The following is a 13,585-nucleotide window of genomic DNA, read 5'->3' as shown; positions in this document are numbered from 1 at the left end:
GACCCCGCCACACCCCCTTGCGATACGCCGTTGACCCCGGATGCCCCGGGCTCAGCCCGCCGGGGCTTTCCGCCGGCGATACCCCCCGCGACAAGAGGCCGAACCAAGCCATGCGCGATACCGGCGAATACCTGTTCACGTCCGAATCCGTGTCCGAAGGCCATCCCGACAAGGTGGCGGACCGCATTTCGGATACCGTGCTGGACGCCTTCCTGACCGCCGATCCCTATTCCCGCGTGGCCTGCGAGACGCTGGTGACGACCAACCGCGTCGTCCTCGCCGGCGAAGTCCGCGGCCCGGGCACGGTGACGCCGGAATACCTGATGCACCTGGCGCGGCTCGCCATCCACGACATCGGCTATGAGCAGGACGGCTTCCATTGGCAGACCGCCGACATCGCCTGCCACCTGCATGCCCAGTCCGCCCATATCGCGCAGGGCGTTGACGCCGCCGGCAACAAGGATGAAGGCGCCGGCGACCAGGGCATCATGTTCGGCTATGCCTGCACCGAAACGCCGGAGCTGATGCCCGCGCCGCTCTACTACGCGCACCTGATCCTGCGCCGCATCAGCGAGATGCGCCGCGCCAAGGACGTCGCGGTCGAGGGCCTGCTGCCCGACGCCAAGTCCCAGGTCACGCTGCGCTACGTGGACGGCAAGCCGGTCGGCGCCACCTCGGTCGTCGTCTCGACGCAGCATGTCGAGGGCATGGAACAGGCCGAGATCAAGAACTTGCTCCGCCCGATCGTCGAGAGCTCGCTGCCCGCCGGCTGGATGTGCCCGGACAACGAGTTCTACGTGAACCCGACCGGCCAGTTCGTCATCGGCGGCCCGGACGGCGATTGCGGCCTGACGGGGCGCAAGATCATCGTGGACACCTATGGCGGCGCGGCCCCGCATGGTGGTGGCGCCTTCTCGGGCAAGGACCCGACCAAGGTCGACCGCTCGGCCGCCTATGCCGCGCGCTATGTCGCGAAGAACGTTGTCGCTGCCGGCCTTGCCGATCGCTGCACCATCCAAGTGTCCTACGCCATCGGCGTGTCCAAGCCGCTGTCGGTCTATTTCGACCTGCACGGCACGGGCAAGGAAGTGGACGAGGTGAAGCTCGCCAAGGTCGTCGATGGCCTGGTGAACCTCTCGCCGCGCGGCATCCGCGAGCATCTGCACATGAACCGCCCGATCTATGTCCCGACCTCCGCCTACGGCCATTTCGGCCGCACGCCGGATGAGGAGAAGGGCACCTTCACCTGGGAGAAGACCGACCTGGCGGAGGAACTGAAGCGCGCCTTCGGGCGCTGACGGAACGGGGCGGGCCACTGCGCCCGCCCCGCGCCCTCGCCGGGACAGACAGCGTAGTGGCGAGGCCTCCATGCCCTATTTCTGCTACCGCCTGATCGCGCCACGCCCGGATTTCCCGGCCGCCATGACGCCGGAGGAACAGGCCGCGATGGCCCGCCACGGCGCCTATTGGGCCGAACAGGTCGCGGCCGGCACGGCGATCGCTGTCGGTCCGGTCTTCGCGCCGGACGGCGCCTTCGGCCTTGGCATCCTGCAGGCCGAAACCTTCGAAGCCGCCGCCGCGCTGGTCGCGGCGGACCCGGTGCTGGCCGCTGGGCTCGGCTTCGGTCACCGCATCGACCCGATGCCCACCCTGCTGCACCGATGACCCATACCATCCTCCCCGAGGGCATTCCCGACCGTCTCTATGGCCGCCGCCGCGGACATCCACTGCGGCCGCGGCAGGAACGGCTCCTCGACCTCGCCCTGCCGCGCTTCCGGCTGACCGCGGCGGAAGCGGCGCATCCCCAGGTGATCTTCCCGGGCGCCGAGGCGCTCTGGCTCGAGATCGGCTTCGGCGGCGGCGAGCATGCCCTGGCCCTGTCCGCGGCGAACCCGCAGGTCGGCCTGATCGCCTCCGAGGTCTTCGAGAACGGCCTGTGTTCCCTGCTGACGCGCATCGTCCCGGAAGGCGAGGAAGCGAGCGCCGGCGTCCCCGACCGGCTGCGCCTCTGGCCCGAGGATGCGCGCCATCTGGTCGCGCTGCTGCCGGAGGCGAGCCTCGATCGCCTCTATCTGATGTTCCCCGATCCCTGGCCCAAGGCGCGGCACGCCAAGCGGCGCTTCGTCCACGCCGCCATGCTGGCCCCGGTCGCCCGCGTGCTGTGCCCCGGCGCGGAATGGCGCATCGCGAGCGACGACCCAACCTATCAGGCCTGGGTCGAGGAGGTCTTCGCCGACCAGCCCTTCTTCACGCGTGCGAGCCTCGTCACCGCGGAACGCCCCGCCGGCTGGCATCCGACGCGCTATGAAGCCAAGGCGATCCGCGAGGGTCGCACGCCGCACTATTGGACCTTCGTCAGGAGCGACACGCCATGGAGCTGACCGGCGCATCCGCCCTTGTCACCGGCGCGGGGTCCGGCCTTGGCGCCGCGACGGCCGAGGCACTCGCCGCCGCCGGCGCGCAGGTCGTGGCCATGGACCTGAATGCCGAGGGCCTCGCCGCGCTCGCTGAACGCTGTGAGGCCACGCCCGTCGCCGGCGACGTCGCCAGCGAGGCCGATGTCGCGACGGCGCTCGAAGCCGCCTCGGGCCTCGGCCCGCTGCGCCTGGTGGTGAACTGTGCCGGCATCGCACCCGCTGCCCGCGTGGTCGGCCGCAACGGCGCCCATGACCTGGCGCTGTTCGAACGCGCGCTGCGGGTGAACCTCGTCGGCACCTTCAACGTCCTGCGGCTGGCAGCGCAGCGCATGCAGGCGCTGGACCCGACGGCGCCCGATAAGGAACGCGGCGTCATCGTCAACACGGCGTCCATCGCCGGCGAGGACGGGCAGATCGGCCAATGCGCCTATGCGGCGTCCAAGGCCGGGGTGATGGGGCTGACTCTGCCGGCGGCCCGCGAACTGGCGAAGTCCGGCATCCGCGTGGTGACCATCGCGCCGGGCCTGTTCGAGACGCCGATGCTCGCCGGCCTGCCCGAGGCCGCGCAGGCCGCGATCCGGGCGCTGCCGCCCTTCCCCGCGCGGCTCGGCCTGCCGGAGGAGTTCGCGCGCATGGTGCTGGCCATTTGCGCGAACCCGTTGCTGAACGGTACGACGATCCGGCTCGATTCCGCGCTGCGCCTGCCGCCCTGAGGACAGCAGGCCGACCGGATCAGGCGGCCTTCGGTTCCGGCATGCGCGCGGCCGCGATGGCCGCGATCCGGTCGTGGATGGCGGCGGGCACCTGGCGGGCGCTGGCGGCGCGAGGCCGGTCCATTTCCCGGATCGCGGTGTCGGTGCCGCCGAACAGCGCGTCGTATTCCGCGGCATTGTCGAAGCGGCTGCGCGGGACGTTGTCGACGAAGGTCTCGGCGGGCAGGCCCTCGGCGAGGATCAGCTCGTGGTCCGCCGTTTCGATCTGATAGACGGTGAAGGTCTGGCCGAGCTCGACGGCGGTCATGCCGCGCGATGAAAAGCGCTCCCGTCTGGACTGCTTCGCCACCGGCGCCAAAGCCTGTGGAGCATCACTGCCCTGGCGCAAAGTGGCCCCGAAGCGGGTTACGCAACGCCGCTACGTTATTCATCACGATGGCAACGGCACCGCAGGATCCGCGATCCGGGACGCGGAGCGCACCCTATCCACTTTGCGCAGTGTGGTGGAGCGGACCTCGCGCGGGGTCCTGCCGCTCGATCGGGCGTCCGCGTCTTCGGCGCTCATTCTCACCAATGCTTGAGCGTGGCGCGATGCATGTTTGGCTGTGCTCCCGCGAAAGCCGTGTAGCGTGATATTGTTTCGCATCTGCCGCATGGACCGCAGCCCGTCATGGCCACCGCCCTCCCGCTGCATCGCTACCCGGTCTTCTCCACGCGGTCCGTCAAGGCGGCGCGCGACACCGCCATGCTGTTCCCCTCCGTGGAGGGCTATGAGGCCATCGGCGATCCGGACCGGTTCCACATGGCCACGAATTCCGTGCTGCTGGATGGCATCCGGCTCAGTGCGGTGCAGACGACGGGGCATCGCGTCTGGCCGGTCGACCATGGCAACGCGACCATGCTGCTGGCCTGGGACGGGCTGCTCGGGACCACCGACAAGGGGCGGGACTTCGCGGTGCAGGGCGATGATGCGGCCCTGATGCGCCCCGGGCGGCGCACCACGATCATCCCCGGCCCCTATCTCGGGCTCGTGCTGCAGGTGCCGATGGCGCGGCTCGCGGCCCATGCCGGCATCGGCGCGGCCGACCAGGCCTGGCGCCCTGACCTGTATTGGCCCACCCAGCCCTCCCGTCGCCTGTCCCGCACCCTGCGGCTGATCGTGCAGGAACTCGATGCCGAGGAGGCGCTGGCACCGACCTCGCGCGTCGCGCGGGGGATGGTGCGCCTGCTGATGGACCTGCTGCTGGACGATTGCCTGGCTGTCGCCAAGGTGGCCGCACAACCCGTCTCCGTGGCCGGGCTTGCGCAGGTGCATCGTGCGGAAGCCGCCCTGCGCGCGCGCTTCGAGGATGCGATCTCGATCGCCGATCTTGCTGGTGAGCTCGGCGTCAGCATGCGCGCCCTGCAGGCCGGCTTCCGCCGCTACCGCGGGACCACGCCGCGCGACTTCCTGGCGATCTGCCGGCTGGACGCCGCGCGCGACCGGCTGATGAATGCCAGGCCTTCGGAGACCGTGGCCTCCATCGCCTATGAGTGCGGCGCGATGCATCTCGGCCGCTTTGCCGCGAGCTATCGGGCGCGCTTCGGCGAGACGCCGTCAGCCACGCTCGCCTCCGCACGCCGCAAGGGCTGACAGACCATTTGAAACGTCCGGCTTCGGCCCGCACTCCCAACCGGCCATCCAACGGCAGTATCCTGAATGGGGAGTGGGGGGTGCGGCCGGTACCGGACCCGGCAATGCGCCGCACGGCGCGTGTCCAAAGAGGCTCCGAGCAGGTCGGCGCGCCTTGCGTGTCGCGGCCCGCCCCGCCATGCTGCGCCGCAACAATGCGCCAGGGATTCACACGGCTTCACGCAGCGGAGAACCCCGCCTTGCATCGCCGTGACCTTTTCGCGGGCGCCGCCGCGCTCGCCGCCGCGCCCTTCGCCGCCGCCACTGCCCAGCCGGCGCCGACCGGCACCCTGCGCATCGGCATGACGGCGGGCGACATCCCGCTGACCACCGGGCAGCCCAGCCAGGGCGCCGAAGGTCTGCGCTTCGTCGGCATCAACATCTACGACCCGCTGATCGCCTGGGATCTGTCGAAATCCGACCGGGCCGCCACGCTGCGGCCGGGGCTCGCCGAACGCTGGGCGGTCGACGATGCGACGAAGAAGGTCTGGACCTTCAACCTGCGCGATGGCGTGCGCTTCCATGACGGCAGCGCCTTCGACGCCAATGCGGTGGCCTGGAACCTCGCCAAGCTGGTCGACCGCGACGCGCCGCATTTCGACCGGCTGCAGGCCGCGCAGGCGGGGCTCTACACCGCCAACATCGCGCGCTGGCGCGTGAAGGACGCGCGGACCATCGAGATCGAGACCAAGTCGGTCGACGCGATCTTCCCCTACAACATGGCGAACGTCTTCTATTCCTCGCCCGCGCGCTATGCCGAGCTCGGGAACAACTGGGACCGCGTCGCCGAACGGCCTTCGGGCACCGGCCCCTACATGGTCGATCGCTTCGTGCCGCGGGAACGGCTCGAGGCGGTGCGCAACCCGAACTACTGGGACCCCAGCCGGGCGCCGAAGCATGAACGGCTGGTTCTGGTCCCGATCCCGGATGCGCTGACGCGCGTTTCAGCGTTGCTGTCCAACCAGGTGGATTTCGTCGAGGCGCCGCCACCGGACGCCGCGCCGCGCATCCGCGCCGCCGGGCATAACGTCGTCACCAACGCCTATCCGCATATCTGGTGCCACCATCTGTCCTTCACGCCAGACAGCCCGTTCCGCGACCTGCGCGTGCGCCAGGCGGCGAACATGGCGATCGACCGGGCGGCGATGGTCGCGATGCTGGGCGGCATGGCCCTGCCGGCCAAGGGCATGGTCAATGAAGGTCATCCCTGGTTCGGCCGGCCGACCGTGGACCTGTCCTATGACCCCGACCGCGCGAAGCGGCTGCTGGCCGAGGCCGGCTTCGGCCCGCGCAACCCGGTGAAGACGAAGTTCATCATCTCGCCCTCGGGCTCGGGGCAGATGCAGCCGCTGCCGATGAACGAGCTGATCCAGCAGAACTACCGCGACGTCGGCATCGAGCTGGAATTCGAGGTGATGGACTGGGAGGCGCTGCGCACCCGCCGCCGGGCCGGTGCTGCCGCACCCGAGAATCGCGGCCTGCACGGCATCAACAATTCCTGGGCCTTCTGGGACCCGGATATCGGGCTGCTCGGGCCGGCGCAGAGCGCGGCGGCCGGCGGTTCTGGCTTCAACTGGGGCGGCTACAGCGACGCGAAGACGGATGAGCTGTGCCTGAAGGCCCGCCAGACCTTCGACACCGCGGCGCAGGACGCGGTGCTGGCCGAGCTGCATGGCCATCTGGTGGACCAGGCGATGTGGATCTGGGTGGTGCACGACGTGAACCCGCGCGGCCTGTCGAAGCGCCTGTCCGGCTTTGTCCAGGCGCAATCCTGGATGCAGGACGTGACGCCGATCCGGGTGGGGTGATGCCGGCCGGGGCGAGGGCGGTCGCGCCCCCGCCCCGGCCACGTCAACGGCCCAGCATCAGCCGCAGCGTCGGGCGGCCGCGCCAGTGATGCACGATGGCCATGCCCCCGTGGCCGAGGGCCAGGATCACCAGCGTCCAGGCGAGGGTCCGGTGCACGGCCCGCAGCGCCTCATACGCCGCTGCATCGGGTGGCAGCAGATGCGGCACCGGGATCAGCAGGAACAGCGTCGTCGGGATCTGCCCCGGCGCCGTGCTGGCGGTCACGTAGCCCAGCACCGGCACCACCATCAGCAGGGCGTAGAGCGCGGCGTGCCCGGCGCCCGCCGCGCGGCGCTGCCAGACGGGGATGCCGTCATCCTCGGCCGGGCGGCCGCGGCGCGCCCGCAGGATCAGCCGCCACAGCACCAGCGGCGGCACCAGCAGCCCGATTGTCTTGTGCACCTGATAGGCGATGATCTTCGCGAGAAGCTGGGTCAGCGGCAGCGCCACCATGACCAGCCCGACCACGAAGCCGGTGAAGACCAGCGCCGCCACCGTCCAGTGCAGCCAGCGCTGCGCCCGGCTCCAGCCGTCAGGTGAGGAGGATGCGGACACGGACGCTCAGGCGGATGGTGTCGGAGATCGAGGCCGCATCCGATACCATCCCGTATTCCGACCGCTTCATGTCCCCCTCGGCGGAGAAATTCGCGACGTCGCCGCCCAGCGTGGCGTCGCGCTGGCGTCCAAGCAGCCGCGCCTCCATCCGGAAGGGCCTGGTGATGCCGCGGATGGTCAGGTCGCCCGCCAGGGTGAAGCGTTCCAGGCTGCCCTGCCCCGTCGCAGCGCCGGTGAAGCGGGCCTCGGGGTATGTCTCGACATCGAAGAAGTCGGGGGAGCGCAGCAGGTCGACCGCGCCCGGATAGGCGATGTCGATCGCCGCGGTGCGGACTGTGGCCGAGACATGCGACGTCAGCGGCCGGTCCGGGTCGATCAGCAGCTCGGCCATGAAATCGTCGAACTTGCCGGTCGAGGTCAGGATGCCGAGATGCCGGGCGGTGAACTCCAGCGTCCCGCTCTTCTGGTCGAAGCTGTAGCGCTTCCGCGTCTCGGCGCGGGCCGGCCCGGCCGCCAGGGCGACGAGCCCCCCGGCCAGGGCGCGACGTCCGATCGGCATCGGGATGGGGTGTGTCATAGCTGAGATTCTCCACGCCCCGGAATGGTGTCGCCGCAGCGCCGCTGCAAGCACGCTTGCATAGTGTTCACCGAAGGGCCATAACGTGGCCAGACATTCCATCCGGCTTTACGGGGGGTGGCCTTGCAAGGGGCCGCCTTTTTTGTTGCTTGAACGAGACTGACGACCTGCCCCGGCATGAGGGGCTCGAAGCCCGCATCGCTGACGCTATCCTGCCGACGCTCGGCCATCTGGGCTATGAGCTGGTGCGCGTCCAGGTCTCCGGCAAGGAAACCCCGACCGTCCAGATCATGGCCGACCGGGCGGATGGTGCCATCTTCACCGTCGACGATTGCGAGGCGATCAGCCATGCCGTCGGCGCCGTGCTGGACGTGGCCGACCCGATCAAGTCCGCATGGACGCTGGAGGTCTCCTCGGCCGGCATCGACCGGCCGCTGACCCGGGCCAAGGATTGGAACCGCTTCGCAGGGCATGTGGCGACGCTGGAACTCGCCATCCCGCAGGACGGGCGCAAGCGCTTCCGCGGCATCGCGCTCGGCGCGGATGCGGATGTCGCGCGGCTGAAGCTGGAAGACGGCACCGAAATCGCCTTCCGCCGCGACAATATCCGCAAGGCCAAGCTGGTCCTGACCGACGAATTGATCGCCGCCACCGCGGCACCCCAGACGCCCAACTGAGAGGATAGGCAATATGGCCATGGACGTTGCCATCGCCCGCCCCGAACTGCTCCAGGTCGCCGACGCCGTCGCACGCGAGAAGATGATCGAGCGCGACGAGGTGCTCGAGGCGATGGAGCAGGCCATCCAGAAGGCCGGCCGCGCCAAATACGGGCACGAGAAGGACATCCGCGCCGTCATCGACCGCAAGAACGGCGAGGTTCGCCTGTCCCGCTGGACCGAGGTGGTCGAGGCCGAGCCGGTCGAGAACGAGGCGACCCAGATCCCGGTCCGCATCGCCCAGAAGATCAAGCCCGGCATCCAGGTGGGCGAATTCATCGTCGACCCGCTGCCGCCGATCGATTTCGGCCGCATCGCCGCGCAGACCGCCAAGCAGGTGATCGTCCAGCGCGTGCGCGAGGTCGAGCGCGGCAAGCAGTTCAACGAATACAAGGACCGCGTCGGCGAGATCATCAACGGCATCGTCAAGCGGACCGAGTACGGGAACCTGATGGTCGATCTCGGCCGCGCCGAGGCCCTGCTGCGCCGCGACGAGACCATCCCCCGCGAGGCGTTCCGCAACGGCGACCGGGTCCGCGCCTATATCTATGACGTGCGCGAGGAACCGCGCGGGCCGCAGATCTTCCTCTCCCGCACCCATCCGGGCTTCCTCGCGAAGCTGTTCGCCCAGGAAGTGCCCGAGATCTACGACGGCATCATCGAGATCAAGGCGGTCGCCCGCGACCCCGGGTCCCGCGCCAAGATGGCGGTGATCAGCCGCGACAGCAGCATCGACCCGGTCGGCGCCTGCGTCGGCATGCGCGGTTCACGCGTGCAGGCGGTGGTGGCTGAACTCCAGGGCGAGAAGATCGACATCATCCCCTGGTCGCCCGATTTCGCGACCTTCATCGTGAACGCCCTGGCCCCGGCCGAGGTGTCCAAGGTCGTGCTGGATGAGGACGGCAAGCGCTGCGAGGTGGTGGTCCCCGACGACCAGCTTTCGCTCGCGATCGGCCGCCGCGGCCAGAATGTCCGTCTTGCATCGCAGCTCACCCGCTACGATATCGACATCCTGACCGAGGCCGAGGAATCCGAGCGTCGGCAGGAGGAATTCCGCAAGCGCACCGGCCTGTTCGTCGAAGCGCTGGACGTCGATGACGTGATCGCCGGCCTGCTGGTGCAGGAAGGCTTCACCACCATCGAGGACATCGTCACGGTCGAGGACGAGGAACTCGCCGGCATCGAGGGCTTCGACGAGAGTGTGGCCACGGAGCTCAAGCGCCGCGCCCAGACCTTCATCGACAAGCGCGACACCGAGCTGGACGAGAAGCGGCGCGAGATGGGCGTGGACGACGTGCTGTCCGAGATCGGCGGCTTCTCGCCGCAGATGATGGTCGCGCTGGGTGAGAAGGGCGTGAAGGGCCTTGAGGATCTGGCGGACTTGGCTGGCGATGAGCTGATCGAGATCCTGGGGACCGAGGTGCTGGACGAGGAAACGGCCAACGCCATCGTCATGGAGGCGCGCCGTCGCGCCGGCTGGCTCGGCGAGGAAGAGGACGCCGGCGAAGGTGACGGCAACGAGTGATGCCGATGCGCCGGAGGAGGATGAGCCCGAGAAGGGCCCCCTCCGCCGCTGCATCGCGACGCGCGAGGTCCAGCCGAAGGAGCGGATGATCCGCTTCGTGCTGGGTCCTGGGCGGGAAGTCGTTCCCGATCTGACAGGAAAACTGCCGGGTCGGGGAATGTGGTTGAGCGCGCGAAGCGATGTGCTAGAAACCGCGCTGAGCCGCGGGGCCTTCAATCGGGCCGCGCGTGGGCAGGTGACGCTTCCCTCCGACCTTCGCGCGCGGATCGAGGACGGTCTTCGCGGTCGTGTCCGCGACCTTCTGGGCTTGGCCCGGCGGGCGGGACAGGCCGTTTCGGGCTGGCAGGCGGCGCGCGAATGGCTTCAGGCCGGGCGCGCGGGACTGCTGGTTCAGGCCGCGGATGGCAGCCCAGCCGAGCGCGCGCGCTTCGGCGGACGGGACCTTCCGGCCGTGTTGCCGCTGTCCGCGGCGGAGTTGGGTGGGGTTTTCGGGCGTGACCACGCCGTACATGTCGTGGTCGCCCCGGGTCGGCTGGCGGATGCCATCCGGGCCGAGGCGGAGCGGCTGGCAGGGTTCGCCGGCACTTCGCCCGGTGATGCGTAAGGGGCCGCAACGTTCGTGGCGGCTTTGGATTTCTTGAGGGATCGGGTTCGGATCGGCGAATGAGCGACCAGAACGAGCAGGACGCGGGCAAGAGCAGGCTGAGCCTTCGGCCCGGCGGACGGCTTGAGCTCGGCAAGACGGTGGATGCCGGCAGTGTGCGGCAATCCTTCAGCCATGGCCGCAGCAAGACGGTCCAGGTCGAGGTGGTGAAGAAGCGCGTTGTGGCACCACCGCCCAAGGCGGGTGTCACCGCGCCGCCGCCGCGTGGCCCGGCCCCGTCCGGCGGCCAGGGGGCGCAGCAGTCGCGCACCGTGCCACCGCCCAACAGCGGCCCGCGCCTGTCCACCCCCGGGCGGCCGCTGACCCAGGCCGAGATCGCGGTCCGCCAGCGCGTGCTGGAGGAAAACCGCCGCGCCGAAGCTCAGCGCCAGCGCGAGGAGCGCGAACGCCAGGCCCTGATGGTGCGCTCGGCCGCCGAGGAGGCCGCCCGCAAGGCGGAAGAGGAGCGCCGCGCCGCCGAGGAGGCCGCCGCCCGCGCCGAGGAAGAGGCGCGCGCTGCCGCCGAGGCCGCCGCCCGCACCAAGGCAGAGGAACAGGCCCGCAAGGTGGCTGCCCCCTCGTCGGCCCCGGCAGCTGCCGCGACCCCGGCTGCGCGTCCGGCCGCCCGGCCTGCCGGCAGCCCGGCCCCGGCAGCCCGCAAACCCGATGGCGATACGCCGGCGGCCCGCCTGACCCTGAAGGCCCGCTCGCCGGGCGAGGACGAGGATGAGCGCCGCCCCGCCGTGCGCCGCCCCGGCGGCCCGCCGAGCGGCCCCGGCCGCCGGCCCATGCCGGTGCCGGTCAAGAAGGCTGCGCCGTCGAATGACCGTCGCCGCGAAGGCCGGATCGACGTCCAGGCCGCGATCGAGGGCGAGGATGAGCGCAGCCGCTCCATCGCGTCCCTGCGTCGCGCCCGCGACCGTGAGCGGCGGCAGCAGGAACTCGCGCGCCTGCGTTCGGGTGCCGAGCGCGTGGTGCGCGACGTCGTCGTGCCTGAGGCGATCACCGTCCAGGAACTCGCGAACCGCATGGCCGCCCGTGGCGGCGAGGTGGTGAAGGCGCTGTTCCGCATGGGCGTAATGGCGACGCTGACCCAGTCGATCGACGCCGACACCGCCGAGCTGGTGGTCCAGGAGTTCGGCCACCGCGTGAGGCGCGTGAGCGAATCCGACGTCGAGATCGGCCTGGAAGGCATGGAGGATACCGATACCGACCTCCAGCCGCGGCCGCCCGTCGTGACCATCATGGGCCATGTCGACCACGGCAAGACCAGCCTGCTGGACGCGCTGCGCAAGACCGACGTGGTGGCGCACGAGGCGGGCGGCATCACGCAGCATATCGGCGCCTACCAGATCACCGTGCCGGACGGGTCGAAGGTCACCTTCATCGACACGCCGGGCCACGAGGCCTTCACCGCCATGCGCGCCCGTGGCGCGTCGGTGACGGATATGGTCGTGCTGGTGGTCGCCGCCGATGACGGCGTCATGCCGCAGACGATTGAGGCCATCCGCCACGCCAAGGCGGCGGGCGTGCCGCTGATCGTCGCGGTGAACAAGATCGACAAGCCCGGCGTGAAGCCCGACCGCGTGAAGCAGGAACTGCTGCAGCACGAGGTGGTGGTGGAATCCCTCGGTGGCGACACGCAGGAGATCGAGGTCTCCGCGACGCAGCGCATCAACCTCGACAAGCTGCTCGAGGCGATCTCGCTGCAGGCCGAGGTGCTCGACCTGAAGGCCAATCCGAACCGCGCGGCGGAAGGCACCGTGATCGAATCCAAGCTCGATCGCGGCCGCGGCCCCGTGGCCACGGTGCTGGTCCAGAAGGGCACGCTGAAGCAGGGCGACATCGTGGTGGCCGGCGCCGAATGGGGCCGCGTGCGCGCGATGCTCGACGACAAGGGCCGCCAGCTCAAGGACGCGCCGCCGTCTCTGCCTGTGGAGATCCTCGGCCTGTCGGGCGTGCCTTCGGCCGGCGACAACTTCATCGCGGTCGAGAACGAGGCCCGCGCCCGCGAAGTCAGCGAATTCCGCCAGCGCCGGGCGCGCGAGAAGGCGACTGCGGCGCTCGGCGCGCGCGGCAGCCTGAACGACATGCTGGCCCGTATTCAGGCGGGCGAGCAGAAGGAAGTCGCCGTCGTCGTGAAGGCCGACGTGCAGGGGTCCGCCGAGGCGATCGGCGTCACCCTCGGCAAGCTCGGCAATGACGAGGTGAAGGTCCGCGTGCTGCACTCCGCGGTGGGCCAGATCACCGAATCCGACATCCAGCTCGCCAAGGCGTCGGATGCCGTCATCGTCGCCTTCAACGTCCGCGCCACGTCCCAGGCGCGCGACCTGGCGGCGAAGGAAGGCGTCGACATCCGCTACTACTCGATCATCTACGAAGTCGCCGACGACATCGAGAAGCTCTACAAGGGCAAGCTTGCCCCGGTGCAGCGCGAGAAGTTCCTCGGCTACGCGCAGATCCTGCAGGTCTTCGAGGTCAAGAAGATCGGCAAGGTGGCGGGCTGCCGCGTGACGGAAGGCGTGGTGAAGCGCGGTGCGGGCGTGCGCCTGCTGCGCGACGGCGTGGTGATCCACCAGGGCGAACTGTCCACCCTGCGGCGCTTCAAGGACGATGTGCGCGAGGTGAACAACGGCCTCGAATGCGGCATGTCCTTCGCGAACTACGACGACATCCGCGTGAGCGACCAGATCGAGTGCTACGAGGTGGAGACCGTCGCGGCGGCCTGATCGGAGAGGGGCTTTGCCCCTCCCCACCAAAGACCGAAAGGCCTCTGGACACCTTGAATTGACGCCGGGCGCATAGCGCGTCCGGCGTCTTTGCTGTAGTCCAGGTGCCCGGCGCCAAGTATTGGTTTGCAAAGGCCTTTCGGCCTTTGCCGGGGTGGCGTGGAGGGGCAGAGCCCCTCCGCCTCCCACC

At 69.8% G+C, this 13,585-nt stretch carries 13 protein-coding genes; 10 read left to right on the top strand and 3 right to left on the bottom strand.

The features are described from left to right. The first annotated feature begins 110 nt into the window (after positions 1–110). The 4 genes from metK (at position 111) to KPL78_RS16535 (ending at position 3,130) form a co-directional block, all read left to right on the top strand. Positions 111–1,298, top strand: coding sequence for a methionine adenosyltransferase (metK, locus tag KPL78_RS16550; protein WP_219764078.1), 1,188 nt, complete (start codon positions 111–113; stop codon positions 1,296–1,298). 70 nt (positions 1,299–1,368) lie between these two features. After that, a complete protein-coding gene (locus KPL78_RS16545) occupies positions 1,369–1,665 on the top strand; it encodes a YciI family protein (RefSeq protein ID WP_219764077.1) in 297 nt (98 codons plus the stop codon). Continuing rightward, on the top strand, positions 1,662–2,381 hold the full coding sequence (gene trmB, locus KPL78_RS16540; RefSeq protein WP_219764076.1) for a tRNA (guanine(46)-N(7))-methyltransferase TrmB: 720 nt from the start codon (positions 1,662–1,664) through the stop codon (positions 2,379–2,381). The genes KPL78_RS16545 and trmB overlap by 4 nt, the downstream gene beginning before the upstream one ends. Next, complete coding sequence (locus tag KPL78_RS16535; protein WP_219764075.1) at positions 2,372–3,130, top strand: SDR family NAD(P)-dependent oxidoreductase; 759 nt, start codon at positions 2,372–2,374, stop codon at positions 3,128–3,130. Before trmB ends, KPL78_RS16535 begins: the two co-directional genes overlap by 10 nt. Before the next feature lie 19 nt (positions 3,131–3,149). Here KPL78_RS16535 and KPL78_RS16530 read toward each other — a convergent pair whose 3' ends face one another. Beyond that, entirely contained in the window at positions 3,150–3,437 is a 288-nt protein-coding gene (locus KPL78_RS16530) for a Hint domain-containing protein (protein WP_219764074.1), read from the bottom strand. Positions 3,438–3,800: 363 nt separating this feature from the next. Here KPL78_RS16530 and KPL78_RS16525 point away from each other — a divergent pair, with 363 nt between their 5' ends. Both KPL78_RS16525 and KPL78_RS16520 read left to right on the top strand, forming a co-directional pair. Beyond that, positions 3,801–4,763: an AraC family transcriptional regulator gene (locus KPL78_RS16525; protein ID WP_219764073.1), complete on the top strand. Its 963-nt coding sequence runs from the start codon at positions 3,801–3,803 to the stop codon at positions 4,761–4,763. A gap of 239 nt (positions 4,764–5,002) precedes the next feature. Next, positions 5,003–6,610: an ABC transporter substrate-binding protein gene (locus tag KPL78_RS16520; RefSeq protein ID WP_219764072.1), complete on the top strand. Its 1,608-nt coding sequence runs from the start codon at positions 5,003–5,005 to the stop codon at positions 6,608–6,610. Between the two features lie 43 nt (positions 6,611–6,653). Here KPL78_RS16520 and KPL78_RS16515 read toward each other — a convergent pair whose 3' ends face one another. Beyond that, positions 6,654–7,205 (bottom strand): cytochrome b, encoded by a 552-nt coding sequence (locus KPL78_RS16515; protein WP_219764071.1) that lies wholly within the window; start codon positions 7,203–7,205, stop codon positions 6,654–6,656. Further along, entirely contained in the window at positions 7,183–7,782 is a 600-nt protein-coding gene (locus tag KPL78_RS16510; protein WP_219764070.1) for a YceI family protein, read from the bottom strand. The genes KPL78_RS16515 and KPL78_RS16510 overlap by 23 nt, the downstream gene beginning before the upstream one ends. A 149-nt stretch (positions 7,783–7,931) precedes the next feature. Here KPL78_RS16510 and rimP point away from each other — a divergent pair, with 149 nt between their 5' ends. Genes rimP through infB form a run of 4 tightly spaced genes read left to right on the top strand, consistent with a single transcriptional unit; the run spans position 7,932 to position 13,395 of the window. After that, positions 7,932–8,459, top strand: coding sequence for a ribosome maturation factor RimP (rimP, locus tag KPL78_RS16505; protein ID WP_219764069.1), 528 nt, complete (start codon positions 7,932–7,934; stop codon positions 8,457–8,459). Between the two features lie 19 nt (positions 8,460–8,478). Further along, positions 8,479–10,023 (top strand): transcription termination factor NusA, encoded by a 1,545-nt coding sequence (gene nusA / locus KPL78_RS16500; RefSeq protein WP_219764156.1) that lies wholly within the window; start codon positions 8,479–8,481, stop codon positions 10,021–10,023. Beyond that, complete coding sequence (locus tag KPL78_RS16495) at positions 10,007–10,627, top strand: RNA-binding protein (RefSeq protein ID WP_219764068.1); 621 nt, start codon at positions 10,007–10,009, stop codon at positions 10,625–10,627. The genes nusA and KPL78_RS16495 overlap by 17 nt, the downstream gene beginning before the upstream one ends. Positions 10,628–10,686: 59 nt before the next feature. Beyond that, positions 10,687–13,395, top strand: a complete 2,709-nt coding sequence (gene infB / locus KPL78_RS16490; protein ID WP_219764067.1) for a translation initiation factor IF-2 — start codon at positions 10,687–10,689, stop codon at positions 13,393–13,395. Positions 13,396–13,585: the final 190 nt, after the last annotated feature.

The organism is Roseomonas alba (assembly GCF_019430885.1).
In the GTDB taxonomy this organism is placed as follows: Bacteria; Pseudomonadota; Alphaproteobacteria; order Acetobacterales; family Acetobacteraceae; genus Neoroseomonas; species Neoroseomonas alba.
This window is presented reverse-complemented; position numbering and strand designations above follow the sequence as displayed.

Coding starts and splice junctions, on each gene's coding strand:
- KPL78_RS16535 (WP_219764075.1), top strand. CDS start 2,372: ATGGAGCTGACCGGCGCATCCGCCCTTGTCACCGGCGCGGGGTCCGGC.
- trmB (WP_219764076.1), top strand. CDS start 1,662: ATGACCCATACCATCCTCCCCGAGGGCATTCCCGACCGTCTCTATGGC.
- KPL78_RS16510 (WP_219764070.1), bottom strand. CDS start 7,782: ATGACACACCCCATCCCGATGCCGATCGGACGTCGCGCCCTGGCCGGG.
- nusA (WP_219764156.1), top strand. CDS start 8,479: ATGGACGTTGCCATCGCCCGCCCCGAACTGCTCCAGGTCGCCGACGCC.
- metK (WP_219764078.1), top strand. CDS start 111: ATGCGCGATACCGGCGAATACCTGTTCACGTCCGAATCCGTGTCCGAA.
- KPL78_RS16545 (WP_219764077.1), top strand. CDS start 1,369: ATGCCCTATTTCTGCTACCGCCTGATCGCGCCACGCCCGGATTTCCCG.
- KPL78_RS16530 (WP_219764074.1), bottom strand. CDS start 3,437: ATGACCGCCGTCGAGCTCGGCCAGACCTTCACCGTCTATCAGATCGAA.
- infB (WP_219764067.1), top strand. CDS start 10,687: ATGAGCGACCAGAACGAGCAGGACGCGGGCAAGAGCAGGCTGAGCCTT.
- KPL78_RS16525 (WP_219764073.1), top strand. CDS start 3,801: ATGGCCACCGCCCTCCCGCTGCATCGCTACCCGGTCTTCTCCACGCGG.